The 24,933-nt window shown below is 68.2% G+C and carries 24 protein-coding genes; 5 read left to right on the top strand and 19 right to left on the bottom strand.

Translation table 11 applies throughout. From position 1 onward, the window contains the following. Positions 1 to 154: 154 nt before the first annotated feature. The 9 genes from ACIPM1_RS28185 to ACIPM1_RS28145 form a co-directional block, all read right to left on the bottom strand. A complete protein-coding gene (locus tag ACIPM1_RS28185) occupies positions 155 to 2,809 on the bottom strand; it encodes a WD40/YVTN/BNR-like repeat-containing protein (protein ID WP_402439284.1) in 2,655 nt (884 codons plus the stop codon). A 433-nt stretch (positions 2,810 to 3,242) separates the two neighbouring features. Beyond that, positions 3,243 to 4,454: an Ig-like domain-containing protein gene (locus ACIPM1_RS28180; protein ID WP_402439282.1), complete on the bottom strand. Its 1,212-nt coding sequence runs from the start codon at positions 4,452 to 4,454 to the stop codon at positions 3,243 to 3,245. A gap of 357 nt (positions 4,455 to 4,811) precedes the next feature. After that, the gene (locus tag ACIPM1_RS28175) at positions 4,812 to 5,087 is read right to left on the bottom strand and encodes an alpha-amylase (RefSeq protein WP_402439280.1); all 276 of its coding nucleotides are present in this window, start codon (positions 5,085 to 5,087) and stop codon (positions 4,812 to 4,814) included. Between the two features lie 539 nt (positions 5,088 to 5,626). Next, a complete protein-coding gene (locus ACIPM1_RS28170; protein ID WP_402439297.1) occupies positions 5,627 to 6,790 on the bottom strand; it encodes an MFS transporter in 1,164 nt (387 codons plus the stop codon). A 198-nt stretch (positions 6,791 to 6,988) separates the two neighbouring features. Beyond that, entirely contained in the window at positions 6,989 to 7,531 is a 543-nt protein-coding gene (locus tag ACIPM1_RS28165; protein ID WP_402439278.1) for an MOSC domain-containing protein, read from the bottom strand. 203 nt (positions 7,532 to 7,734) lie between these two features. Continuing rightward, positions 7,735 to 8,235 (bottom strand): TlpA family protein disulfide reductase, encoded by a 501-nt coding sequence (locus ACIPM1_RS28160; protein WP_402439276.1) that lies wholly within the window; start codon positions 8,233 to 8,235, stop codon positions 7,735 to 7,737. A gap of 190 nt (positions 8,236 to 8,425) precedes the next feature. Continuing rightward, the gene (locus ACIPM1_RS28155; RefSeq protein WP_402439274.1) at positions 8,426 to 8,899 is read right to left on the bottom strand and encodes a hypothetical protein; all 474 of its coding nucleotides are present in this window, start codon (positions 8,897 to 8,899) and stop codon (positions 8,426 to 8,428) included. A 99-nt stretch (positions 8,900 to 8,998) separates the two neighbouring features. Next, positions 8,999 to 10,213, bottom strand: coding sequence for a hypothetical protein (locus ACIPM1_RS28150; RefSeq protein WP_402439272.1), 1,215 nt, complete (start codon positions 10,211 to 10,213; stop codon positions 8,999 to 9,001). A gap of 131 nt (positions 10,214 to 10,344) precedes the next feature. Then, on the bottom strand, positions 10,345 to 10,860 hold the full coding sequence (locus tag ACIPM1_RS28145; RefSeq protein WP_402439270.1) for a ricin-type beta-trefoil lectin domain protein: 516 nt from the start codon (positions 10,858 to 10,860) through the stop codon (positions 10,345 to 10,347). 198 nt (positions 10,861 to 11,058) lie between these two features. Between ACIPM1_RS28145 and ACIPM1_RS28140 the strand changes: the two genes are divergently transcribed. Further along, complete coding sequence (locus tag ACIPM1_RS28140) at positions 11,059 to 11,544, top strand: DUF3515 family protein (protein ID WP_402439268.1); 486 nt, start codon at positions 11,059 to 11,061, stop codon at positions 11,542 to 11,544. 44 nt (positions 11,545 to 11,588) lie between these two features. On the opposite strand, the gene ACIPM1_RS28135 is transcribed toward ACIPM1_RS28140, so the two are convergent. From ACIPM1_RS28135 to ACIPM1_RS28115, 5 genes are all read right to left on the bottom strand, one after another. Next, complete coding sequence (locus ACIPM1_RS28135) at positions 11,589 to 11,936, bottom strand: LuxR C-terminal-related transcriptional regulator (protein WP_402439266.1); 348 nt, start codon at positions 11,934 to 11,936, stop codon at positions 11,589 to 11,591. Between the two features lie 264 nt (positions 11,937 to 12,200). After that, the gene (locus tag ACIPM1_RS28130) at positions 12,201 to 12,548 is read right to left on the bottom strand and encodes a response regulator transcription factor (RefSeq protein ID WP_402439264.1); all 348 of its coding nucleotides are present in this window, start codon (positions 12,546 to 12,548) and stop codon (positions 12,201 to 12,203) included. 280 nt (positions 12,549 to 12,828) lie between these two features. After that, positions 12,829 to 13,509, bottom strand: a complete 681-nt coding sequence (locus tag ACIPM1_RS28125; RefSeq protein WP_402439262.1) for a hypothetical protein — start codon at positions 13,507 to 13,509, stop codon at positions 12,829 to 12,831. A 275-nt stretch (positions 13,510 to 13,784) separates the two neighbouring features. Beyond that, on the bottom strand, positions 13,785 to 14,654 hold the full coding sequence (locus ACIPM1_RS28120) for a DUF6924 domain-containing protein (protein ID WP_402439260.1): 870 nt from the start codon (positions 14,652 to 14,654) through the stop codon (positions 13,785 to 13,787). Between the two features lie 83 nt (positions 14,655 to 14,737). Continuing rightward, positions 14,738 to 15,745 carry a NucA/NucB deoxyribonuclease domain-containing protein gene (locus ACIPM1_RS28115; RefSeq protein WP_402439259.1) on the bottom strand — a complete coding sequence of 336 codons (1,008 nt, stop codon included), beginning with the start codon at positions 15,743 to 15,745 and terminating at the stop codon, positions 14,738 to 14,740. A gap of 363 nt (positions 15,746 to 16,108) precedes the next feature. On the opposite strand from ACIPM1_RS28115, the gene ACIPM1_RS28110 reads away from it, so the two are divergent. Together ACIPM1_RS28110 and ACIPM1_RS28105 are read left to right on the top strand one after the other, a co-directional pair. Continuing rightward, on the top strand, positions 16,109 to 16,744 hold the full coding sequence (locus ACIPM1_RS28110; protein WP_402439257.1) for a hypothetical protein: 636 nt from the start codon (positions 16,109 to 16,111) through the stop codon (positions 16,742 to 16,744). Between the two features lie 84 nt (positions 16,745 to 16,828). Further along, complete coding sequence (locus ACIPM1_RS28105; RefSeq protein ID WP_402439255.1) at positions 16,829 to 17,437, top strand: hypothetical protein; 609 nt, start codon at positions 16,829 to 16,831, stop codon at positions 17,435 to 17,437. 122 nt (positions 17,438 to 17,559) lie between these two features. On the opposite strand, the gene ACIPM1_RS28100 is transcribed toward ACIPM1_RS28105, so the two are convergent. Continuing rightward, complete coding sequence (locus tag ACIPM1_RS28100; protein ID WP_402439253.1) at positions 17,560 to 18,081, bottom strand: hypothetical protein; 522 nt, start codon at positions 18,079 to 18,081, stop codon at positions 17,560 to 17,562. A 997-nt stretch (positions 18,082 to 19,078) separates the two neighbouring features. After that, a complete protein-coding gene (locus ACIPM1_RS28095; RefSeq protein WP_402439251.1) occupies positions 19,079 to 19,486 on the bottom strand; it encodes a hypothetical protein in 408 nt (135 codons plus the stop codon). A 768-nt stretch (positions 19,487 to 20,254) separates the two neighbouring features. Between ACIPM1_RS28095 and ACIPM1_RS28090 the strand changes: the two genes are divergently transcribed. Next, the gene (locus ACIPM1_RS28090; RefSeq protein ID WP_402439249.1) at positions 20,255 to 20,728 is read left to right on the top strand and encodes an HAD family hydrolase; all 474 of its coding nucleotides are present in this window, start codon (positions 20,255 to 20,257) and stop codon (positions 20,726 to 20,728) included. Positions 20,729 to 21,107: 379 nt separating this feature from the next. On the opposite strand, the gene ACIPM1_RS28085 is transcribed toward ACIPM1_RS28090, so the two are convergent. Both ACIPM1_RS28085 and gvpJ read right to left on the bottom strand, forming a co-directional pair. Further along, positions 21,108 to 22,502: a Tat pathway signal sequence domain protein gene (locus ACIPM1_RS28085; protein ID WP_402439248.1), complete on the bottom strand. Its 1,395-nt coding sequence runs from the start codon at positions 22,500 to 22,502 to the stop codon at positions 21,108 to 21,110. A gap of 519 nt (positions 22,503 to 23,021) precedes the next feature. Beyond that, positions 23,022 to 23,378: a gas vesicle protein GvpJ gene (gene gvpJ / locus ACIPM1_RS28080; RefSeq protein ID WP_356190566.1), complete on the bottom strand. Its 357-nt coding sequence runs from the start codon at positions 23,376 to 23,378 to the stop codon at positions 23,022 to 23,024. A gap of 238 nt (positions 23,379 to 23,616) precedes the next feature. On the opposite strand from gvpJ, the gene ACIPM1_RS28075 reads away from it, so the two are divergent. Further along, positions 23,617 to 24,174, top strand: a complete 558-nt coding sequence (locus ACIPM1_RS28075; RefSeq protein ID WP_402439247.1) for a GNAT family N-acetyltransferase — start codon at positions 23,617 to 23,619, stop codon at positions 24,172 to 24,174. A gap of 200 nt (positions 24,175 to 24,374) precedes the next feature. On the opposite strand, the gene ACIPM1_RS28070 is transcribed toward ACIPM1_RS28075, so the two are convergent. Further along, the gene (locus ACIPM1_RS28070) at positions 24,375 to 24,752 is read right to left on the bottom strand and encodes a hypothetical protein (protein WP_402439245.1); all 378 of its coding nucleotides are present in this window, start codon (positions 24,750 to 24,752) and stop codon (positions 24,375 to 24,377) included. Positions 24,753 to 24,933 lie beyond the last annotated feature (181 nt).

Genomic DNA, 24,933 nt, shown 5'->3' with positions numbered 1-24,933 from the left:
CGCACCCACCCCATACGACAACGTCGGCCTTCAAGACCACAACCGGGTCTTGAAGGCCGACGTCACGCGAGCCACCGAATTCGCCAACAGCATCCTTGATCGGTGCGGGGGCCTCGGCCGTCTCATGTGATGTGACGCCGGGTGGGCGGGGGTGTCACGGGGTGGCGGTCTTCCAGATGCCTCGGCCGTGCGTGGCGACGTACACCTGGCTGCCGTCCGGGCTCGGCGAGAGGTAGACCGCCGGGGAGGTGGGCAGGTTGGTGCCCAGGCGTGCCCAGTGGCCTTCCGAGGTGCTGACGAACACGCCCAGGTCGGTGGCGACCACGAGGGTGCCGGCCTTGGTGACGAGCGCGGCGTTGGCCGGGGCGTCCGGGAAGGAGTCCGTGGCTGCCCGGTCGCCGCTCACGTCGGTCCAGGTCTTTCCGCCGTCCGTGGTCTTCCAGACGTGGCCGTAGCCGGCGCCGGGCCCCTCGTTCCAGTGCCGAGAGAAGCCGTTGATCACCGCGTAGACCGTCGCGCCGGAGGTGTCGGACGGGTCGATGGTCAGGCTGGAGATGTAGCGGTTGGGGAAGGCGGCGGGAAGGCTCACCTGGTGCCAGGCGCCGCCGTAGTTGGTGGCGACGCCGCGCCCGAAGGTCTCGTTGACCGCGCCGCAGGGGCCGCACCAGGCCGCCCAGGTGACGTGGTTGCGGCTGGTGACCGCCGAGGCGGAGTGGCCGGCGCCCAGGTCGTACAGCTTGGTCCAGTCGGCTCCGGAGGTGCTCTTCCAGGTCTTGGAGTTGCCCCAGACGTACTGGCCGCCCGCGACCCACAGGCCGTTGGGGTCGGTCTCGTCCGCGCTGAACGGGGCGATGAAGCGTGCCCCGGGATCGCCGGGCGCGATGTCGGTGATGACGTCCTCGGAGCCGTTGTCGCTCGCGGTGTAGCCGCAGTTGTTCGTGATCTGCAGCGCGAGATCCACGTACTCGCCGACCGTCTGGCAGCCGTTGGCGGGGTTGACCAGCTGGTCGCCGCCGTCACCGCCGAACGGGGAGACCATCTCGTCGTTCGGGTTGAGCTGCTGTCCCTGGTAGGTGGCGCCCGTGGGGGCGAGCAGCGAGACGCCGTTGTCCTGCAGGCCGCCCCAGACGGCCTCGCCGCTGCCGTCGGTCATCCGGCCCGCGCGCACCGAGTAGTACTGGAGGTTGCGCAGGGTGCCCGATTCGTTGAGGTTGCGCCAGCCGGTGGTGGTCTGCGTGGTGGGGCGGGCGTAGGCGCCGCCGTCGTTGCCGACGAACAACTCCGGCGTGCTGCCCTTCCACTGCGAGAAGGCGAGGGCGTGCTGGTCGGAGTGCATCACGTCGCCGTCGCAGGAGTTCGCGTCCGGGTCGTAGGAGAAGCAGGGCATTCCGAAGTCCCAGTAGCGGCCGATCGCCTTCCAGGTGGCGCCGCCGTCCCGGGACTCGAACATCTCCTCAAGTCCCAGGTAGACGTGGTCCGGGTCGCTCGGGTCGACCGCGATGACCTGGTCGTACCAGGCCTGGGAGCCGGGCTGGTAGCCGGTGCCGATCTCGTTGACCTTCATCGCCGAGCCGCTGGTCGACAGCGACGAGGAGGTCGCGATCTGCTTGAACGAGCCGTTGGCGTTGCCGCTCTGGCTGACGTACACGCCGGCGAGGACCGAGTACACCCCGGCACCCGAGGACTTGGTGAGGAGCTTGGGGGACTCCATCGAGACGTACAGCTTGCTGCCGTCGGCCGCGTAGGCGAAGGAGGCGTTGCCGATCTCGGCGGGGTTGATCGCACCGGTGGGGTTGGCGCGCTTCCAGGTGGTGCCCGCGTCGTCGGAGTAGTAGAAGCCGTTGTAGTCGGCGCCGCTGCGCCAGGCCACGTTGGCCAGCAGCTTGGTGCCGTCGCTCCCGGGCTGTACGGCGATGTCGTTGGCGATGTCCGCGTAGTGGCTGTCCACCCCGCAGCCCACGCCGCTGATGCCGACGCCCGCGCACGGGGCGAGCACCTTGGTCCAGGCGGTGGACTGACCGGCCGACAGCGGGCGCCGGAAGACGCCGTGCGAGGAGGCCGCGAAGACGTACCCGGCGGCCTTGTCGAAGGTCACGGTGTGGATGGACGTCGAGTCCAGCTCCGCACCGCCCACCTTGTCGCTCTGGCTGAAGGTGCCGGTGACCGGGTCGGCGAGTCGGTAGACGCCGCTGCCCAGGTAGTTGTCGGAAGCCGTGGTCGCCTCGCCGGTGGCCAGCCACAGCGAGCCGTCGGGCGCGACAGAGAGGGCACCCACGGACAGGGCGGGCAGCCGGTCGGCGATCGGCGTCCACGTCCTGCCGTTGTCGGTGGAGCGGAACACACCGCCGCCGGCGGCGCCCGCGTAGACCACGCCCTGGTGCGTCGGGTCGGTGGCGAGGGCGGCGATACGGCCCGCCGAGTGACCCGCGCCGCCACCGGAGTTGGAGGCGGACCGGTCGCGGTAGTGCAGCGCGTCCTCGTTGTACGGCGAGGTGGTGACTTCGTTCCAACTGCCCGCCTTGACGGGCATGTTCTGGATGTGGGACCAGGCGTCGGCGTAGGCGCCCGGCGCGATCTGGCCACTGGGGGAGAGCCTTGGTTCGTTGAACGAGTCAAGGGACTCCATCAGCTCCTGGGACTCCTCGCCCGCCACGTCGTGGCGGCTGGATCCCGTGTCGCTGACCGTCCCGTACGCGGTCAGGGATCCCGTCCCCGCTATCAGGAGTGCGGCGGCCGCAGCGGCGAGTGCCGCCCGCCCGCTGCTCGCCGCTCTGCGGCGCGGTCTGCGCTGTGCGGAATACACACGCATGCACTGTCTCCGGCTTCTTCGGCACAGGTCGCGGCCGCCCCTACGGCCGCACTGGATCTCCTACTGCCGAGCGCCGGAACCGTACTCCCGTTCCACCCCTCAACCCCCAGAAGTTTACAAACCCTTTAAATCCTGGCGAACGTAACAATCATGAAAAATAGCCTCGTTCGCCGTTCCGTCTCTCGAAGTGACGGCGTGTCTCACTACTAGAAGCGCAGCCGGCCGTCGTTCTGTCACTGACGGCCCGGCTCGGCCGGCCCCTTCGGCAGGCGGCGGAGCGGTGGGTGCGGGCACGCAGTTCTGCCGCCGTCGAGCCGGGCCGGGCCCTCGCTCTCGTCCCGCGCCTGTTCGACCGCAGGCGGCGGCCGTCATGGTGCCGGCCGCCGCCTGGCGGAGGGGATTCGGATTCAGATGCGCGGAGAGTGGGGTGGCGTCAGCTGATCGCGCTCCCCGCGACCCACTCGTTCCACGGCATGTTCCAGTCGCTGAGGCCGTTGTCCGGGGCCAGCTTGGTCTTGTCGTCGGAGTTCTTGACGATCACGACGTCACCGATCATCGAGTGGTCGAAGAACCACGCCGCGGGCAGCTTGCTGTTGCCGCCGCCCTTGACGTCCTTCAGGCCCACGCAGCCGTGGCTGGCGTTGACCTTGCCGAAGAACGAAGGGGGAGACCAGTAGTTGCCGTGGATGAACGTGCCCGAGTCGGACAGGCGCATGGCGTGCGGTACGGCCTTGATGTCGTACTCGGGCTTGCCGTCCTTCTTCGTGAGGCCGACGGACGCACCGGTCATGTGGATCTGCCGGAACTTCTCGGAGATGACCATCCGGCCGTTGTACGTCGGGTGCTCGGGGCTGCCGGACGAGATCCGGATGGTCTTGATCGTCTTGCCGTTCCGCACGACGGTCATCAGCTTCGTCTTGGCGTCGACCGTGCTGATCTGGCTCCGGCCGATCTTGAACGTGACCGTCCTGTGGGTGCCGTGCAGGTTCAGGTTGACGGTGACGGCGGAGCCGGGCTTCCAGTAGTTCTGGGGCCGGAAGTCCAGACGGTCGTTGTTGAACCAGTGACCGACCACTCGCTGGCCGCTGCTGGAGCTGACCTGGATCTTCGACTCCATGGCGGCCTTGTTGCGGATCGCGTTGTCGAAGGTGACCGTGACCGGCATGCCGACGCCGACGGTCGAGCCGTTCTGGGGGGAGAGGTGCCCGATGAAGTCGTTGCCGGGGGAGACCGTGGTGATCGTCGCGTTCTGGGTGACGGAGCGGCCCTTGGCGTCCTCGGCCTCCGCGGCGACCTGATACTTGGTGGCCCGCTGCAGCTTGCCGTGCGACTTCCAGGACGTGCCGTGTGCGGACAGGCTGCCCGGAACCTCGGCACCGGTCGCGACGGCGGTCATGGTCACCTTGGTGAGCTTGCCATTACTGACGGTCACCTTGACGGGGGTGTCGACTCCGACGTTGTAGGCGCCTTGCCTGGGTGTGATCTTGATCCGGGCGTCGGAAGCGTCCGGGGCGGCAGCCTGGCCCGCCCGCGCCTGCGGTTTCAGGTGAGCGCCGGCGTTGCTGTCGCTGGTGGCGGCGTTGCCGGTGCCGGCGAGGGCCGTGACTGCGAGCGCACCGCCGAGCGCGCCGGCCGTGGCCACCATTCCGGTGCGTCGTTTACGTGCCGTAATCAAACGTTTCTCCCATGCGACTGATCGTTGAATCCCTGGAGCTGATTGCTGAAGGGGCAACCAGTCTCGAGAACCACTTATACGCACTAATCTGTCCCGATATGAACAAATTGTGGTGAAGGCCACGTGCCGCCGAGGGTGCCGCCGAGGACCGTTCGCGGTCCGAACGGCGCGTAGTCGGTCTGCTCTCCGCGCCCGGCCCCGCCGGTGAGGCCGTCACACGTGAGAGCCCAAGACGCACAACCGTCACCACGGGACGGTTGTGCGTTCGAGGGGGGCGGCGGGCGACGGTCGAGGTGGGCCGGCGCCAGGGAGCCGGGTCAGGCCGCTCTACGAGGGCTCGCAGAGGGCGAGGTGATCGGCGTGGCCGTGCCGGCCGAGGTATCCCTCGCCGACCGTGGTCATGGCGCCCGGCGCGAGGGTGGAGCACAGGCCCGTCGCGCCGTCCTGGTAGACGGTCATCACGGTCATGGTGTCCGCGCAGTTGTTGGAAGCGGCGACGTACCGCCAACTCTCGTACATCGCCACACAGGGAGGGGCCGGCACCGAGGTCCCCGGGGCAGCCGCGGCAGCCCCCGTGAAGATCAGTGGAAGGCTCAATATCATGGCGGCACTCGCGGTCGCGACGGTCCGTTTCATCCTCTTACGCATGGATCAGCTCCGCATTCGTGTCTCGGACAGCTTCGAGCAATGTGAACGTGCACCCCGAACGGCGTCTAGGTGTGTTCAAGAGCCGAAAGTGTCAGCGACGGAGTGGCGACTGCAATGTCGGGCGCTGGTTCAAGACAGGTCGGCCCATTCAGCCCGCACGGGGAACTGCCTGCGTGGAAGCGTCCCTGCCCTCGTCGACTGCCGAGGTGACGCTTCAACCATTTCAACAGTGCGCCGCGCGGTCGCTTCCCCTGAGCCAGGCAGCCGGACTGGAGCACCGGTGCCGCACGGCAGCGGCTGCAAGCGAAATCGAAGCCATGTTGTCCGTTCGCCGACCACACCAGCCCAGAAGACGGTCCGCTCCGCGCTTCCTCATCGTCACGGCCCGGCCGGCTCCGCGCACGGCTGGGCACCCTGCACTCGGCCGAGCTGATCACCACACGTTCAGCTCCCGGCCCGGCGTGGCCCCCCGCGACACCGACCGCGCGCTGCGGTCAGGTTCGCCCGGCACGCGGGTCGTCGACCGAGCGGGCGGCGCGAGCGTCGAGGTGGCCCCCGGGTAGCAGCCGACCCCCGAGCAGTACTGCGCAGCCCCCGACGGTCAGCAGTCCGCCGGCGAGGAAGGTGCCCCGCACGCCGGTGAGCGGCAGGACGAGTGCTCCGAGTGCGGCACCGGCCGCGATGCCGGCGTTGCAGGCGCCGGAGTTGGCCGCGAGGGCGATGTCCGTACGTCCCGGCGGGCAGTGCAGCATCGCATTCTGGGTGACCATGAACACCGGCCCGAGCGCACCGCCCATCAGGACCAGAAAGACCACCGCCGCCACCGGATGAGTGCCGCCCGCGTACAGGCCGAGCATGCCCACTGCCTGTGTGGCCACGGCCGTGGCCGGCGCGGCGTGCGGGAAGCGGTCCAGCCACGCCCCGGTGACGCTCACCCCGGTCAGGCAGGCGACGCCGAGAACCACGAGCAGGAGGCTGACCGTGCTCGGGGAGAACCCGCTCACGTCGCCCAGGAACTTCACGATGTAGGTGTATCCCGCGAACGCGCCGGTGGCGGAGAGGGTCCCGGCGGCCAGCACCGTCCCGAATCGGAGGGCGTCGGGACTGGTCGCGTAGGCCGCGGGTTCTTCCTCCGGAGGCGAGGTCGGCAGCAGAACGGCGATCGTCACCAGAGAGACGAGCCCCAGGGCCGCCGGCACGGCGACAGGCACCTGCCAATCGCTCTGCCGGCCCAGCCAGGTCCCGGCAGGAACACCGAGGACGAGGGCGAGCGAACCGGCGACGGACAGCACTCCGACCACGCGCCCCTGGACCTCGGGCGCGAACAGGCCCACCGCGACCGGCCCCATCACGGCCCAGAACAGCGCCTGGGCGAGCGCGGTCAGCACCCGTGTTACCAGGAGCAGCCAGTAGGAGGCGGCCAGCGCCGCGACGACGCTGGACACGACAAGCGCGGCGAGCAGTCCCGTGAGCACATGACGTCGCGGCACGGTACGGGTGACGTGGGCGAGCGGCAGAGACGCGAGGGCCACCGTCACGCCGTAGCCGGTGACGAGGAGACCGACGGCCGACACCGACACCCGAAGGCTGCCGGAGATGAGCTCGAGCAGCCCGATCGGCAGGTTCTCCGCCGTGTTGAAGGTGAAGGCGGCCAGCATCAGGGCCACGAGGATTGCTGCCCTGTGCCGTGGAGCCGGTTGCCGCGCGACCCTGTGGACGTCTCCTGGCGCCGCCCGTCGATCCTGCTCCATGGCACCGTCCATGGAGTCACCTCACCGGGCGCACCGGTCCCGCCGCAACCGAATTCAACGGCTCTACCACCCGCAGAATGCGTCACCCCCAGAGGGGGAGGCCGGTCAGACCGGAGCCAAGGGACGGTGCGGACCGCTGGGAAGTTCCGCTTCGATCGGGTCGCCGGGGCGCACGACGCCGTCCTGCCTCACGACACTCATGACTCCGGTCTTGCGCACGACGTTTCCCGCCTCGTCGCGGCCGACGACCTGCTTCAGCAACCCGTTCTGGAAGGTGTCGATCTGCAGGCAGGGATTGCGGAGGCCGGTGACCTCCAGAACCGCCGAGTCGCCGATGCGCAGCAACGTGCCGGTCGGCAGACCGAGCAGATCGATCCCGCGCGTGGTGATGTTCTCGCCGAGTTCACCGGGCGCCACCTTGAACCCTTCTTCGCCGACCTCGGCGAAGAGCTCTTCGTGGATGAGGTGGACCTGGCGCAGATTCGGCTGGGTGGGATCCTGCGCGATGCGGAAGCGGTGCTTGACCGTCACACCGGCATGCACGTCCCCCTCCACGCCGAGCCCGGTGAGCAGTCGGATGCTGTCCCGGTTCGGTTTGGTGAACGAGTACTCCCCGTTGCGGCTGACCGCCGTCACTCTCCCGCTCATACCTTCGCAACCCCCTCATCAGCAACAATGAACAGCCACGAGACTAACCCGCACCCCTGAGGGCTCGGCAGCCGCGATCAAGGGTGGGCGGGGTAGGCAAACCGCCGGGTTCTGGCCAGTAGCCCCCACGGCCGCCCCCTCCCCGACGGGTGGCCGTCGTCGGCTCGGGACATCTCCTGGCGGGCAGTCTGCCGAGACGGTGATTACAGCAACGGCTTGATCAGATCCGTCAGTTCGGAGCGGCCGATTTGGCCCACCCGGGCCGCCGCGATTCTGCCCTGCCGGTCGACGACGAGCGTGTAGGGGTAGGCCTGCGGATTGACGAGGCCCTTCGGAACGCGCAGAAGTTGGATGGACCTCGGGTCGTGGAGGCTGCGGTAGGGGAGGTGGTGCCGGCGGGCGAAGGAGGCGCCGGCCTTTCGGGAGGTGTCGGTGTCGACGCCCATGACGCGCAAGCCGCGTGCGCGGAAGGCGGCGTGGACTGCGGAGAGGTCGGGGGCTTCGGCGCGGCAGGGGCCGCACCAGGAGGCCCATGCGTTGATGACGAGCACGTCGCCCCGGTAGTCGTGTATGGCGATCGGGCGGCCGTCGATCGCGGTACCCGTCAGGTCGGGCATCGTCTTGCGGTGGGCAGGGGCGAACGTCTCCCGCGGGCGGGGAGCCTGGCCGTCGTCGAGAGGGGCGCTCGCACATCCTGAAGCCATCAGGAGCGCCAGGACGAGGCTTGTGGCTTTGGCTGTCTTCATGGGTGGGTGAGGGGGTGACGCTTTCTGGTTGCCGAGGAGAAGGGGGTGAGAGTCTCTGCTCGGCCGCTGGTGGGGCCGGCAGGGCCGGAACCTGATCGAGGTCGGCACGGGGGAGGTCCGCTGAGCGGTACGGGCACCGGGGCGGCGTTCACCTGCTCGGGGTCGCCCGCTCGTCGCCGATCGTGTAGCGCTTCTTCAGAACGGCGTCGAGCCTTCCCGAGCGCCAGGCGGACAGGCACCAGGCGGTGGGCAGTTGGAGCGTGAACAGTCCGAAGAACGAGTACAGGGCTACGGCGTCCAAAAGCTCTCCCGGGCTGACGCTCCCGTAGGGGACGGCGTTGGCGATGCCGAGGGCCAGCACGTAAAGGGCGCCGTCGATGAGGACGGTTCTCCAGCGCGGCAGCGGGGAGAGCAGACGGCGACCCAGGGCGAGCAGCGCGGTGCAGGTGACCAGGAAGACGACCTGGTCCCTGCACCATGCGAGCGGGTCGGGGCCGGTGGGCCCGAGGCGGTCTCCGAAAGCGAGCGTGCCCACGGTCAGCACCACGGTGCCGGTGAGCCATGAGATCAGAGTGACCCAGGCGGCGTAGGCGAGGGCGCTACGCCACGGAGTGAACATCATGGCGCTCCTTTCGGACCCCGCGGTCGGGGCCGGCGGCAGGACTCATCATCCCACTTCACCGCGAGCGGCCGCCGCCCGGCCACCGGCCCAGGAGGACTGCTAGTACCCGCCGTTGTTGGATATGGTGCTGGGCTCGCAGGCGCGGGCGAAGAGGCACTCCAGGCCACTGAACTTCTTGGTGCTCATCTTGTGTTGGTAGACGGTCTTCGCGGAGTGCTTGTTGCCGCTGGTGTAGCCGAAGAGGTACATCTCGTGGTCCGGGGCGGGGCGGGCCTTGCCGGACACGTAGAAGTCGCCGTTGCGGGCGAGGCGGGCGTCGTAGTAGACGCCGATGCCGGCGCGCCGGATGCCGGACTTGGGGCAGAACGGGTCGGTGGCTTCGATCTGCCCGTGGACCGCGCGGGTCTTGCCGTCGAACCGGGTCTTGGTGCGGAAGTCGATCTTCTTGGTCGATGCCTTCCGCTTGTCGATCAGCTTCCCCTTCTTGTTGTAGACCTTGGTCCATCCGGTCTCGGGGAAGAGGTCGTAGGAGGACTTCGTCCAGTAGACGATGCCGCGGACACCGGCGCGGAAGGAAGTGCCGGAGACGGCCTTGGAGAAGCCGCGGCCGTCGCCCTTGTACTTGTAGGCACTGCCGTACTTGCAGCCGGCGACCTTGCTGATGTAGCTGGGTACGGTCACCCAGCGCTGCCGGATGAAGGACCGCCAGGTCACCACGGTCTTGGTGTACTTCCTGGCCTTGGCCTCGACCTTCCGGGCGGTCTGGGCGAGCGCCGTGGGGGTGTCGCCGGCAGGGACGGTGACGTTCAGGCCCCAGGTGTGGCCGAGGCCCTTCGCGGCACCGCTGATCTGGTAGGAGGGCTCCGAGCCGGGAGTGATCGCGGTGTCGCGGAGGCTGTGTCCGGAGGTCCTGGCGATCACCTTGCCGTCACGGATGACGGTGTAGGTCTTGGCGCCGAGGTCGGGCCACGACAGGTCGACGAATGTGGGCGAGGCCGCCCAGGCGGCGCGCTCGGCCTGGTCGGGGGAGTGGGCGAGGGTCACGTCGGCGATGACGTGCTGGGAGCCGGCGGCGAGGATCTGGCTGTCGGTGGCCTGACCCGTGTAGGTCTTCACCGTGTGCGGGGCACTGGAGCTGAGAGCGGCCTTACCGGTGGTGAAGGTGCCGGTCGCGGCATCGAGGACGAACGCGGCCTCCTTTGGCGCGGAGGAGGCTGCGGCGGCGGATCCGTTGTTGGCCACGGTGGTGGCGAGAAGGGCGACGGGAAGCGCAGCTGCCGCGCACCAGCGTCCCACTGTGCGGTTGATGTTCAAGAAACGACTCCTTGGATCAAGCGGTGGCCTCAAGACGCCTGCCTGTAGCGGGTGTTGAAGGCCCGGTAGTGTGCCGGGGGCGGCTTCCGCGCGCAGGGGGTCGACACCCTGGAAGCCGCCCCCGGACGGGGTCAGGACAGGCCCCACTCCTGGCGTCCGCGGGCCGGGTTCGAGTCGCCGGACTTCTCCAGGTAGGGGTGCGATCCGGCCTTCGTGGAGTTCGAGGCGATGACCTTGCCGTTGCGGGCCTGGCTCCAGATCTCCGAGCCGCCCAGCATCCAGCGCTGCGCCTTCCAGCCGGAGTGGCAGGTGTACTGGACGATGCGGCTCTTCTTGTCGACGTTCAGGCACTTGCCCGACTTGTCGTTCTTGATGGTGAACAGGGACTGGTTCTTGTAGAGCCGGTGGAGGGTCCACCGCTGCGTCTTGTCGGTCTTGGAGCACTTGCCGACGGTGACTCGCGCGTTGTTCTTGGTGCTGCCCCCCATCGAGAGGCAGATGTGGCCAGGCGCCCAGACGCGTTCCAGGCGGGTGTGGGCGTAGGGGTCCTTGGCCTGGGGTGCGGCATTGGCCGCCGGCGCGGTGAGCCCGGTCGCCGTTCCGGCGGCAACTGCGGTGAGCAGCAGTGAGCCGACTGTCTTACGCATGGGTTCCTCCCCGTTTGATCAACATGACGCGTCTCGAACGTAGGCGCCAACTGAGCTGCCCGCTACGTCTGTTGGGGAGGTGTCCCATCGGGCATCGTCCAAGAGGGAGGTGCCGTGTACCCGGTGTGCGGTCGGCTGATCCGGTGGCCTACGGTGGCCCTCGCACCGGTCTCACTCACGGGAGGACGACTTCCGCTCATGACGCGTTTGCGCCCTCTCGCATGGGTTGCCGTCTCCGGCATCGTCGTTCTGACGGCGGGGGGAGTGATGGCGACTCATCTGCTGGGCGACCCGGAGCGGGGGCTGACGGCTGCCAAGGGTGCGGGGGATGCGCACTGCCGGGATGTCACCCGGAAGGCGCCGAGCGTGCTGGCGGGCAAAGAGCGCCGGTCCGTGGGTCTTGAGGGTGTAGTGGTGTGGGGTGCCCAGGATGTGATCCTGCGCTGCGGTGTCAACTCACCTTTGGCTACGGAGGATCCGTGCTTCGAGGCGGACGGGGTGGACTGGGTGATCGATCTGCGGCAGTCGACGCCGGAGCGGAAGGTCATCGTGACGTTCGGCCGTACGCCGGCGACTCAGGTTGCGGTCCTCACGCGTGCGGTAAGGACGGACGAGGCGATCGTCGGGCTCTCGCACCTGGTGGCTGGGACACCGGTGTCCGGCCGGTGCCTTGACACGCAGTGACCGGCGCCGGGCCCGCCCCCTTGGAAGCGGGCGGGCCCGTCCGCCTACGCGAGGGTAGGCTCGCGCCACTGGCCTACGACCTTGGCGAGGTGCCGGGAACACGAAGGGTCGGTGCACAACGCATTGTGGGCCAGGGCCGAGACGATCGCGGCCTGTGTCCGCGTCTGCTGTCCCAGCTTTGCCACGATGTTCGCGATGTGCGCCTTCACCGTGCGTTCGGCGATCCCCAGCTCCCTGGACAGCTCGCGGTTGCCCAGACCCGTCCCCAGCAGCAGCAGTACTTCTCTTTCTCGGTCGGTCAGCGCCCGCAGCCGCCAGACGCCGGGCTCCGGGTTCTGGCCCGTTCGCCGGTAGGAGCAGGCGGTCTCCGCTACCTCGGACCGTGTGGTCATTCCGGTCCCTTTCTGGACGCCGCGTTTCCCGGCAGACCCCCGTGGCCTGGTTGCTGCGGCGAACCATCAGCCAACCTACCTGCTCATCTATTGCATGTTCACGCCATTCTGGGGCCGCTACGTGCCCTCCCGTAAGGGCATTGCCCGAAGGTGAGGTGGGATGCCGCGAGCCGGTCGGGGCCGGCGGCGCGACCACCCCGGCACCACCGCCCCGAACAGGCTTCGGCGCGATGTTCTTTTCAGAAAGCGTGGCTGTTCACCGCCTCACGCGACAAACGGCCTCCGCCGCTGGCCCCATACCTGGCCGAGGTGCCGCGAGCACCTCGGGTCGGTGCACAGTGATCCGTGGGTCAGGGCGGAGACGATCGCGGCCTGTGTCCGCGTCTGCTGTCCCAGCTTTGCCACGATGTTCGCGATGTGCGCCTTCACCGTGCGTTCTGCGATCCCCAGTTCCCGTGCCAGCTCACGGTTGCCCTGCCCGGTTCCCAGCAGCAGCAGAACTTCTCTTTCTCTCTGGGTGAGACTCTCCAGCTGACGTACGCCAGGATCGGGTCTGTACCCGGTACGCCGGTAGGGACAGGACGTGTTTCCGCCGTCGGACCGTTGGGTCATTCCGGTCCTTCCTGGTCGCAACTTCTCCAGCAGACCCCCGTGGCCTGGTTACGGCTGCGACCGAACCCCAATCTACCCACCGTCAATCAAGCGCTCACGCCATTAAAGCGCGCCAACCAACCCTGGCTGAAAATGCGTTGGACACTGCCTCTCGCCCATCGGTGGGGCTCCCGTACGGGCATTGCCCGAAGAGGCCATATTCGTCAAGTGTTCAAGATGCTCTGGCTGGGCCGGGGCCGCTCTCCTCGGAGTTGAGGGAGAGCGACCCCCGCGATGGGTATTACTTCTGGTTGACGAGCCGGCCGATGAAGGCGGTCCTGGTGGCGTGGAGGGTGACCCGCTTGACGGCCGTCTTCCCGAAGGTCTTCACCCGCGGGAGGGCGGTGATGCGGCCGCTGGCGTCATTGCCCTTGACGCTGCTGGTGGCGTCGATGCTGATCGCGGCGTTGATGTTGAACACGTCGGTGCTGGCCCTGGTGGTGCCGGGGAGCTTGCCGACGGTCGGGTAGACGAGCGTGGCGCCCTCGGTGGTGACGGGGATGTTGAAGATCCTCTCCGTCACCGAGAACTTCGCAGTGGTGGTACGGGCCTTGTCCTTGGTCGTCTTGAAGGACACCTTGGTGACGAAGGTGACGTTCTTGTCGTAGCGGTCGACAGTGGTGACGTTGCGGATCTTGCCCCAGGCCTTGCCGGTGAGGGCCTTGTAGACCTTCTGGTCCTGGAGGGTCTTGACGAAGACCTGCTTCTGACTCTTGCTCAACTTGGCGAACTGGGCGGCCGCCTTCTTCGCGGCTGGGGTGCTCTGCTGCTTCAGGTACTTCTCGTAGGCCGTGACGGTCAGTTTGGCAGCCGGCTTCGCCGTGCCGGTCTCGGCCGCGTGCGCGGCCGGGGCGAGAACGGTGATCCCGGCAATGGTGGCGATGGCGGCAGAGGTGAGACGGCCGGTCGTGGACATGAGCATGCGCGACTCCCGTGTCATATGGGCTTCCGTGTGAACGTCCACGACCTTACGGGCGGAACTGCCCGCCGGAAATTGTCACTTCAGGCATGGCCCGGTCGGGCACTGCCTGAAGGTGCAATGCCTTTTCAGGCGACCGTCTGCACCACCACTAGATTCTTCTCGTGGCACGCTTGAAGGAATCCGGGAACTCGCGTGCCGGTGTCGCCGGTGAACAGTGTTATGGGGGCCCACCCCGCATGGTGTGGGCCCCCATAACACTGCCGCCAGTAACACTGTCAGTAGTGCTCTTCCCGGTAGACGCCGTCGGCGTCGACACCCCGGCTCCAGTCACCAAAGCTCGTGTTCGCGAGCTCCATGTTGACTACGAAGGAACCGGCCGCTGTGAGGGTGATTCTGAACGGAGCGTCGTCCTCGTCGGGCAGGTTGTTCACGGCCAGCAAAGGGAACTCGGCGGAGGCCAGCGCCCGCTCGTCGGCGATGAGAACGAGAGTACTGTCGGGCCAGTCCTCGTCATCGCGCCCGATCCGCGCCTGAATCTGATCCGCCGTGAAGCCCGCGTAGGCGCGATTGTCGATGACGGTGATCGACTCGTACTGCTCCGAGCCTCCTTCGAGGGCGTGGAGCATGCGCGTCCACTCACCTGGCTGCTCGAAAGACGTCCGTACCAGGAGGGGGCCGGCGGCCTCCTCGATCGTGCAGGAGGGCGGCTCGGGCTCGGCCCCCGTGCGCTCGCCCGGGATGACCTGGATGAGGAAGCGGGGCCTCTTGCCGTCCAACGACCGGTCGCTGGCATGGACGCGGATCAGATAGGGGCCGACTCCGGCGGTGGCGAGGTTCTCTTTGCGCAGCGGCTCGTATCCGCTGTCGCACAGGGCGAGGAAGCCGGTCGTGGAGATCACGGTGATCTCCTCGACCTCGTCCCAGCCGCTTTCCGCGCCCGGGTCAGCTCCGGCGTAGAGGGTGACGATGGGGTTCTCCAGGGCGCTTCCGGCGTCAATGTGCAGCCAGTCCTTCTCGGCCGCCAGGAACCCGTGTCCGCGCGGCTGCTTGCCGGCGTCGGGGTCCATGACGGCCAAGTCGCCCCACTCCTTCATCTTGAGCGGGCGGGTACGGCCTTCAAGGAGCGGCCAGTTGGAACGCTGCATGGAGAACCCCCATCGTGCTGGCTGTGCCTGCCGAGTACGTGCTGGAAGGTTAGACCGCACCTGTGGCAGGCGCGTTGCACGTCCTACTTGATGTGGACGTAGTAGCCGTCGCCGTCGAGGACGCGCTGGGCCTTGTAGAAGCCGCCGAGACGGGCGCCGGCGCTGCGGTTGTCACCGGCGGAGATGATGCGGGTGCTGCCGCGGGCCGGGTTGCCGCCCTCCTTGCTGGCGGCGAACGGGTACTCGTCGCAGTCGTACTTCTTGGGGTCGGGGTTGTGCACCCTCGCGCACATGGCCTTGCGGTGGGCGTTGATGGTCTTCTCGCTGGTGATGCGGTGCAGCGGGGTGGAGGCGCCCGGGTGACCGGCGATCTTGCGCTGGGCGTCGAGGATGTGGTTGGCGGATTGCCTCACCTTCGCGTCGCTGCGGGAGAGGGTGAAGACGGGAGAGGCGGACGGGAAGACGCAGCCGGGGTTCTTGGTGCGCTTCTTGGGGCCCCAGAACGTGTCGTCGCAGCGGTACTTGGCGGATTTGTAGGTGAAGCCGCCGGCCGTGTAGCCGGCTTTGGTGAAGGTGAACCGGTAGGAGGCCGGGCTGCTGAGCTGCTTCTTCTTCCCGACGCTGGCGGCGTAGCCGACCGTCCCCTTGTGGGCTGGGCCGAGGGTGGACCCTTGCGGGAATTTGACGGCGGTCTTGACGCCCTTGCCGCCGCCGACGGACACCGCGACGTGGATGCCGCCGGCGTTGACGAGCCTGGCCTTGCCGACGGTGAAGCTCTCCGACCACTTCAGCTTGTTGGTCTTCAGCGTCATGGAGTGCTTGATGTCGAAGGAGGCGGAGCCGACCGGCTTGCCGTTCTTTCGCAGGTCGACGCGGGCGCCGACATCCATGCACATGCTGGTGCGGGTGATGGTGATGGTGTTGAGCCTGCAACTCGCGGCGGCGTCCGTAGCGGCGTAGACGGTCTTGACGGCCGGGGCGACGGTGATGCTGTACTGCGCCGGTGCGGCCTGCGCGGTTGCGGTGCTGACGCCGGTGAGCAGGAGGGTGCCGAGACCGGCGGATATGACGGCCTTTCTGGGCGCGCTCATGCGCATGTGTGTGTCCCCTCGTTGATGGAAGGGCGGCCCCGCGGCGGGGCCGCCGTCCGTGAGGCGAGCACGTTATGCGCTTCAACGCTCGTAAAACTATTGCTCTTTGGGGCACTGCCTGTTAGGACAAGTCGGCTTTCGGTCAGCAGCGTTAATGGTGAGGGTCGTCGCGGCGTAGTCCGCTCGATGACGCGGGGCCGCCTGCTCGGCCTCCGCTCATATCGGAATGAGCGGTGAGCCTGTCGCCGAGGCCTGAGACTGCCTGAAAGGGATGTGCACAAAGAGACAATGGAGAGTAGTGCTGCCGCTTCCTTACGGTGATCGTCCCCCCTTGTCCAGGGGGACGATCACGGGGAGGACAGCATGCAGAAGATGCCTATGGCGGGCGTCGGCGCCGTGGCGGCCGCTCTGCTCGCCGGTGCCGCGCCGGCCGACGCGGTGCAGAACGAGGCCCCGCAGCAGACGCAGTCGGTGCAGGCCAAGGCCTTCACGAAGCTGAAGGTGCTCAAGGAGTTCGACTACTCCCGCAGCAAGAAGCAGCAGCTGCCACTGCGCCTGGGCGAGTACTACCGCAACAAGAAGGGCAAGATGGTCGGCTTCGGCTGGACCAAGATCAAGAAGAAGCACAACATCACCAAGTACGGCATCGTCGGCTGGCTGGCCAAGTCGCCCAACATCGATCATCTGAAGGGCCCCCGCTACAACCTGACCGGCTGGGCCCACCACGTCAAATGCTCCGGCAGCCGCTGCAAGATCGTCGACCGCCGCAAGATGCTGCTGGCCACCGACGAGACGATGACCCCCACCGGCGGGCGCGGCCGGTTCGCCTTCTTCGGCGCGGTCACCGCTTTCTGCGTGGGCACCGAGAAGTGTCCGACCTGGGTGAACACCAAGTTCAAGCCGCGTATGACGCCTCTGAACACCACCCTCGGCGACCAGTACGTGTTCTCCTACAAGCCACTGAAGGTCAGCAAGGGCAGCCTCGTCCCGATCACCTGAGCATGCGTCAGGAGATCGCTAGCATGGATGCCGCCCCGGAAGACCAGCCGGGGCGGCATCCGCACGAGCCCGAGGGGAAGCATCATGACGGCGCGCGGAAAGAGGCGCCGGACGCGCACGATGACGGTCGGCTCCTACGAATCGCCCTCCGCGAACGGACCGAGCGAACGGCCCTCCGCCGACGACGCGACGGCGGCCTTTCTTCTCAGCGTCTCCGACCTCGTTTTCCGCGCCGGGACACAAGGGATCGAGCTGCGCCGCATGGACGTGTCCACGCGCACCTTCGAGTTCTGCGACACGCAGGCCTCCCGTCGGCGTGGCGCCACCAGCGACGGCCGCGCCATCCCCACCGAGGAGACGGAGCGCGCCGGCCGGTACTGGATGCCGGACGCCGCATCCCCGGGTTGGGCCCACCTGGCGTGGCTCATCCAGGACCTCGCCTCGCTGCCGACCCACCGCGATTACGGTCCCGAGGGCGGCCCCGAACTGGTGGGTCTCCAGGCCTTCGGGCCGGACTGGGTCGACGTGCTCCTCGAGCACCGTGACGGCCAGTGGAGGGTACGGATCCGGCTGGAAGGGCGCGACGAACCCCTGCGGTTCCCGGCCATGGCCCTCGGCGAGCTGTTCGGTGAAGGCGGCCACCGGCACGACGCGGAGCCGGATGAACCCGATCTCATCCGCGACGTCCTCTGAGAGGTGCCCCGGTCTCGCCCGGCCGCCTCGCTGCACGCGGTTCGCCGCCAGCGGTGAGGTCTCAGTCCGCACGAATGGGTGATCGATATCAGCGGCAACCAGGGTTCTCCGGATCCCCGACGTCAACCCGCTGATCCCTCGTCCTCTTCGGCCGTGTCGCCGATGGCCACACGCAGGTCATGCATGCCCTGCATGATGTCGATGAGGGCTTCCTCCGCCCCGCCCAGAGCCCGGCGGGTCCCCTCGATGTCACCCCGGTCGGCGTGCAGCTGGGCACTGAAGGTGTACAACGCCGTCATCGCCGCCGCGAAGGACGCCTCCCGCCCCGGCGGGGTTTCCTCCGCCTCGGATTCCGAGACCTGCATGGCAGTGCGCTGAAGTCTGTTCGTCAGGACGTTGACCGCCAGGCCGGGATCGGGGCCCAGTTGATCCGCCCACCCGAGCATCGTGTCGAGGACGTCCTCGATCTCCCCCTCCTCGGACAGACGCGTCGCGGTGGTGATCTCCAACTCTGTCTTGGCGAGTAGATTGCCCAGCAGCCGCAGGCGGTCGCCTTCCTGCAATCCCTCGGAGCGCGCTTCCTGATCCGTCACCGGTACAGCCCCCAGAGCGCTCAACGCTGCATTGATCTGTTCGGCACTCACCGGACGCTCATTTCTCATGCTCATACCCTCAGCTTCGCTTCACGGAGGCGTAATCGCCTGCTCACACACCGGCGGGAACACGGCGGGAACACTGCTGGTCCAAACCTGGATGCGCGCGCACCGTCTGCAGCGTCCTCGGGCTGGTGGTGCTGTCGTCGTCACGCAGGTACTTGATGACGAAACCACGGACGCCGCCGCAGGTTGCGTCGGCGGCTCGCTCGGCTCGGGGAGGCAGGTGCTACAGACTGCGGGGGAATGCCTGTCCGGCGTGCTCGGCAAGGGTCCAGCAGTTCTTGCGCGGCGAGGAGGAACTGCCGTACCCGGCGTGGCGGTTCCACCCCGGCAAGAGCGCCAGCGATGCGCTCTGTGACGGCCTCGAACAGGTTCCGCCGGCGTCGGGGCCAATGCCGTGACTTGCGGGCGCCGCCTCATCGAGCGCACCCCAGTCGTGCCAAGTGGCGGAGATCCAGGTGTCGTGGTAGTAAGGAAAAGGACCAGCTTATGTGAGGAAAGTACGTGGTTCTAATGATAATTCGGATCATACGAACTTTCGCACTCGGGACTATCTCCGCCGCACTGGCCGCCGGGATCGCATGCGCGGCCGCTGAGTCGGCTTCGGCTGCCCCGTCAAAGGACTGCTACACGTTTACGTGGATCGACACCAACGGTCAACTGCAGCAAGGGCAATACTGCAATTACAACCCGTACCCGCTCTACTGATAGAAGCCGTAATCGGTCGCCTTCTGGGGGCTCACTTATCTCGATAAGCCCTGCTGTGGGGAGGGAGAGTCGCGTGGCCTACTGTCTTATGGAGACGCCCAGCCGGCATGAGCAGGGTCCCGGACTCCACTGGCGTCGCAGCGGGTTGGCGCGGGCGATCGCCATCAGGTACCGGGCTGTGGGGCCGGTGCCAGGCCCTCCCGGCCTGCCCGCCATCGGCCACGAAATGTGAAACGGCCCGCCGATTCTGTCGGCGGACCGTCCTGCGACATCGGGGCTAGTAGTACAGCGTTGGACTGTAGATGGTGTAGTGGAGGGCTCCCGTGTTCGTGTACACCTGCACGCGGGAGTAGGCGGATCCGCTGGTCGCGGGAAGCGTGGCGACGTTGTAACTGATAGGGCCAAACCTCCCGGTCTTGGTGAGGTAGTACGTTGCCGACTTGACCGCTACGCCCTTGTTGACGATCGTCAGGACGGCCCGGTACATGCTGCTGTCCGGCGTGACGTTCTGGTAGAAGTCTGCGTACACGTAGTTCCCCGACTTGCTGATGCAGGCATCAGTCTTGTCCCAACTGCCGCACCCGCCTCCCGACGCCGCGTTCGCCGGCACCGACATTGCGGCGAAGAGGCCGAAAATCATCGCGGCCATGACGATCAGCCTCTGCGCAGTGTTTCTCAGAATCATGCTACGGCGATCCTTTGCTGGAAAGTCCGACTTATTGGTCCGGGCTGAGACAGCGCTGGCGGAACGCTCCTGCTGTGGAAGTCCCGCGTCTGCTGACTGAGAGACAGTCTGTTGAGTGACGGGCTCGAACCGCTATTCCTTTCGGTCCTGACCAAAAGGGTCAGGTCGAGTCAGGACCGGTAGGCGTGACGCGCTTACCGGGCCTCTTCGGCGCTGACGTTCCTGAGCGAGGACGGCAGGGGAGATGGACGGCGGGCGGTCCGGGCTGTCGGGTTCCGCGGAGGACCTTCCAGGACTTCAGCCTGACGACGCTCCGTGCGACCGGTCCTTGCGCCGCCGACAGCGCACGGTTTCCGGGCAAGCATGTCGGCCGCGACCATGCACGGTTGGATCCTGGCCTTTCCCCGGCGCCGGACCCGCTCCTCCAGTTGAGACGGCAGCCCCCACGCCTTCGTCCAGACGGGCGCGCTTCCCCAGAAGGTGGCCGAGCAGAACGGCGAGTGGACCGAGGTCCGCCGTTACGGGGGGCGGGAGTTGTCGGTCATGGATCCGGGCCGGGGCGGTAAGAGCCCTCGGCGCGGCAATCGTGCTCTTCTGCCCAGGAGCCGCGCGCGCGGTGCCGGGCGACCTGGACACTACCTTCGGCACCGGCGGGAACCCGGGTCCGAGGCCGAGATATCCCGCCAGCTGCGCACCGCCTTCCAACTGCCGTCGGCCGTCGTACTGCAGCGGGGCCGCGACCTGTCTCCCGAGCGGCACCGGCAGGCCATGCGCGGGTGGTGGCGCCACGTGGACTTCCTGCGCGGCGTGGAGGAGGCCGCCTACCGGGAACTCACCGCGCCGGATGCCTGGATTCCTTATCCCGACACCGAGCCCACTCTGCGCGCGCTCCGTTCCAGCGGCCTCCGCATCGGCGTCGTCAGCGACTTCGCCTGGGAACTGCGCGCCCACCTCGCCCACCACGGGATGAGCCACCTGATCGACAGCTGTGTCATCTCCTACGAGCACGGCCGCGAGAAGCCCGATCCGCGCCTCTTCTTCAAGGCGTGTGCCGACCTCGGCACCGAGCCCCGGGCCACGCTCATGGTGGGCGACAACCCGGTCCGTGACGGTGGTGCGACCGCCTGCGGCCTGCGGACCTACATCCTGCCCGCAGAGAACCGCACCGGCGAACGCGGCCTGGCCGACGTCCTCCGCCTGGCAACCGAACGGCAGACGCGCGACGCCCAGCCTCCGCGATGACCGCGACGGCCATGCGCGATGGCGGGGAGGTGGGATTACGTATCGGCCGGGGCCGCGGCATGCAACGGCTCAGGCCTCCCGGCGCTCCGGGCGCTCGGGGCTTCGAGATCATCCCGTGGCCCCTTCTGGGCTCATCTCGGCGATCCTCCCGGAGGGCGGTGAACTCCGCTCCGTCCCGGTAGTGCACGCCTGATCGGCACGCCCGCAGGTCGCGGGCGTGCCGATCAGGTCCGTGGTGCGCCGGTCGGCACCGCGGCTGTCGCGCCGGACCCGCTCGACCTCGGCCTGCGAGGCGGCCGGCCGGCCGCCGATCGGCGGAGATCAGGTCGTCCCGGCGGGGGCGAAGTCACACAGCGAGCATGAGCGGCTGCCCGGGACTTCAGTGGCTGCGCAGCGGATTGGCGCGGGCGATCGCCATCAGGTACCAGGCAGTGGCGCCGGTGTGCCGGTACGGGTAGTAGCCGAAGCCGAAACCGGTGTCCAGCGGGCTGCTGGCCGACACCACGCCCGACCGCTCGGGCAGGGCCCTGCCTCCCACGGTCTGACCCTGGCCGAGCCGGTCCTGGGCCTGCTCCAGGGAGGCGAGGAGGCGCGCCGCGCGCCGCGCGTCGCCGGGCGCGTCACGCTCGCGCAGGGCCAGAGCGAGGTGGGCGGTGCCCTCGAACCATACGCCGTTGCGGTCGGGCTTGGGCTGGTACGGCGCGATGGGCGCGCTCTCGTCCGCCACCAGGGACGCCGAGCTGAAGGTGACGCCCTCGTAGGACTGACCGGCGGGCACCGTGCTGTTGAGGCGGTCCGCGGTGTCGGTCACCTTCAGACGCGCGCGGGCCCAGTCGAGCGATCCGGCGTGGCAGCGCTCGCGCAGGGCCAGGTAGCTCCAGGTCTGGGTGTCCTCCGGGACGGGGGAGGTGTTGACGGTGACACCGTCGTTGGTGCCGGTGTAGAAGAAGCCGCCGGTGGCGTCCCACATCCGGTGGACGAACGCCTGGGCGCGGGCGCGCCGCTCCAGCCAGACCCGCTCGCCGGTCAGCCGGGCGAGCCGCCCGAACAGCGACGTCAGGTCGATGTTGTGCTCGGTGGCGCTGTACGGGAGCTTCGCGCCGGACCCGTCGACGCCGAACTTGTAGCCCCCGAGGGGCTCGTCGGTGCGGGCGTTGGCCTCCACCCACTCGCCGATCCGGACGGCGCCGGACAGGAAACGTTCCGCTCCGGTACGGCCGGCCAGCGCGGCCAGCGCGATGCCCGCCCACGCCATGTCCCCGACGGCCGTACCGGTGAAGCCGAACTGGGTGCCGACGTTCACCGTGCCGTCCGCGCGGACGAACCCGTCCGGCTGCGGCGAGCCGTCGTAGTAGACGTACGGGCCCACGTTGTACGCCTGACGCAGTCGGCCGTCGTCGTGCTGCGGGTCATGGGTCTGCGCGTACAGCAGCGCGTCTCCGAGCGCCACGGCTCTGGCCCGCGCGGCGTGGCCGGGCTGCGCGAGGTAGGCCAGCACGGCAAGGGCGTTGTCGTAGGTGAAGGCGGTGCTGAACAGACCCGCCTGGTCGGTGTAGCTCTGGGCCAGACGCGTCGTGCCGTGCTCCGGGTAGGCGTCCATGGCCGCGTCGAGGAAGGCGTAGCCGCGCGCCCGGGCACCGGCCCGCACCGCGGCTTTCGGGGCTCGGTCCGCGGCGACGGCCGAACCGGCGCCGACCAGGGACAGCACCGCGGTGGCCGTCCCGGCGCCGAGAAGCGCCCGTCGAGTGAGGTGATTGCGTGCCGTGCCGGACATGGGCCCCTCCCAGGTGCTGACGCCCTCGTTTTGAGAGCGCTCTCAAGCGTGCACATTCTGTTGGCCGGTGCCCGGTCGGTCAAGGAGTGGCGCAGGTTGGGCCGTAGGTCTTCGCGCTTCCGATGTCCCGGTGCTCGCCTGCCGTGTGTCGCACGGCAGGCGACTTCGCTTGCGGCGGCAGGCGGCAGGCGGCAGGCGGCAGGCGGCAGGCGGCAGGCGGCGGGCGGCGGGCGGCGGGCGGCGTCTTCGCCGTCCTGGGGGTGGATGCCGTTACGCCGGCGGGCCTGGCCCTGTGGGCTCCGTGCCCGTTGCCCGTCGGAGGCGGACGGCTTCTGCCCTCCTGCCGTCGTGCGCGGCGGAGAGCGGCTACCCAGTGCCCCCGCCGCCTGCCAGGTCGTGCGGCAGGCGGCGGGGCTGGGCGGGTGCCGTCATGGCCCGGCTCTATGGGCCCGCGCTCTCACCGGCGGCGGAGCCGTGTGGAAGGGGCGGGGGAGTGGGCGACACCGCCGGGGTGAGTGCTCATTTTCCTGAGCGTCCCTCGCGGAAGGCTTCCGAGATCGTTTGCGCGGCGCCTGACAGCGCTCCCTTGGCGACGCCGCGGGCGCCCTCTTCCTTCATCTTGCCCGGCAGCTCGGTCAGTCCGGCCGGCTTACGGGGGCCGGACTCCAGGTCGAGGCGGTTGCAGGCTTCGGCGAAGCGGAGGTAGGTGTCGACGCTGGCGACCACGACCCGTACGTCGATCTTGAGTATCTCGATGCCGACGAGGGAGACCCGTATGAACGCGTCGATCACCAGTCCCCGGTCGAGAATCAGCTCCAGGACGTCGTAGAGGCCGCTGGAGCCTCCGCCCCCGCCCTGCCGCGCTGCCACCGTCATCACGATCAACCCCTCGTGTTATGAGTTCCGCTCTCTACCTGCGTTCTTCCCCCACGCCGAGCGACCATGGCTCGGGGACTTCTGGGATGCGGGGGGTGCGGTCCGGTGGAGCGTCCGGCGGGAGGCTTCAGTTGTCAGCACTTGCCGCTGGTCCTCGCGACGGACGTCGAGGGGCAGTCCCGGTCGGGATGATGCAGCGGTGATGCCTTCGATACCTGCCGTGGTACCCGCAGGCCGGATGAGCCGGATCGCACAACCGGTGTTCCGGCTCACAGAGAACGTGGAACTGCGCCCGTGGCGGCCCGACGATGCCCAGACCCTCGTGGATGCCGGTCTGGATCCGGATATCCAGCAGTGGAGCCGGCCAGGGCGTGATGTCTCCCCGGAGGATGCCCGAGCGAAGATCGGCCGCTGGGGTGAGCGCTGGGCGTCCGAGCAGGCAGCGATCTGGGCCGTCGCGCGGCTCGGTGAGCGCCCCATGGGCTTGATCGGTTGGGGGGACATCGACCTCAAGGGCGGGAGCGCTGAGATCCTTTACTGGATGCTGCCGACTGGTCGTGGTGGTGGCGTCATGGCCGCCGCCGCTGTGTGCCTCAGCCGGTGGGCGATGGATGACCTGGGCCTGCACCGGCTGCGCCTCACTCATTCCGTGGCCAACCCGGCATCCTGTCGGGTGGCGACGAAGGCCGGCTTCGCCCTGGAAGGCACCATGCGAGGCGCCCTATTGCACGCGGACGGGTGGCATGACGAACACCTCCACGCCCGCATACGAGGCGACGGGTGGCCTGGTGAATAGGCCCAGCCGGCCTCGGCAGGTCAGGTCTTCCCGTGGCGTCGGCGTGACTGCGGCTGCGTAGGCGAGGGCGGTGCCCACGGAGGCCCCGGAGCCGGCCGCGATCTGTGCGAGGGTGTCGTGGCAGCGGAGACGCTCATCGAGCGCGCCGCTGGCTGGTGGCACGGAAGATGGTGGGCGGTCGACGCCGCACCTGGCCCGCCTCACAAGGGGAGCCAACCGGGCCACCCCGCGGGCCTGCCGCCGGGTTCGCACATACTCTCCGGATGGCCGGGCGACACGTACCACACGGCCGACATCGGCCAGAGCAGTACTACCGTGGCGAGAGCCGTCAACACCAGCGGCAGGAGCAGCCTTCGACGACTCGTCGCCTTGCGCATAACGGCCCACAGCACAGTTGACGCCGTCGCCATGCCGGTCGCCGTGAGCACCAATGCGAAGAGCTGATCGACACCGTTGGTGCCGATGTCGCAGTTCGCCCAGGTACTGAACAGCAGCAGCGAGGTCAGATACCCGGATCCCAGAAAGACCACCCAACCGATCAGCCAGGCGGCAGCGCTATACCCGGCCTTCCTCTCCATGAGGGAAGGCCGTACTTCCTCTGCTGGCACGGGTTCGCCTTCCGCCGGGAGTGGTGTGCCCGAGGAGGCGTCCCGACGGTCGGCCCGCCCCGCCGCCGGGTGATGTTACAACTGTCGCTCATCAGAGATGAGATGGCCTTGTAGTGGCTGGTGTGATCACGGTATCGGAGGGCGTTGACGG

The sequence above is a fragment of the Streptomyces sp. NPDC086766 genome (genome assembly GCF_044746005.1).
Lineage (GTDB): Bacteria > Actinomycetota > Actinomycetes > Streptomycetales > Streptomycetaceae > Streptomyces.
The sequence above is the reverse complement of the archived record's forward strand: the minus strand, read 5'-3'. Positions and strand labels throughout refer to the sequence as shown.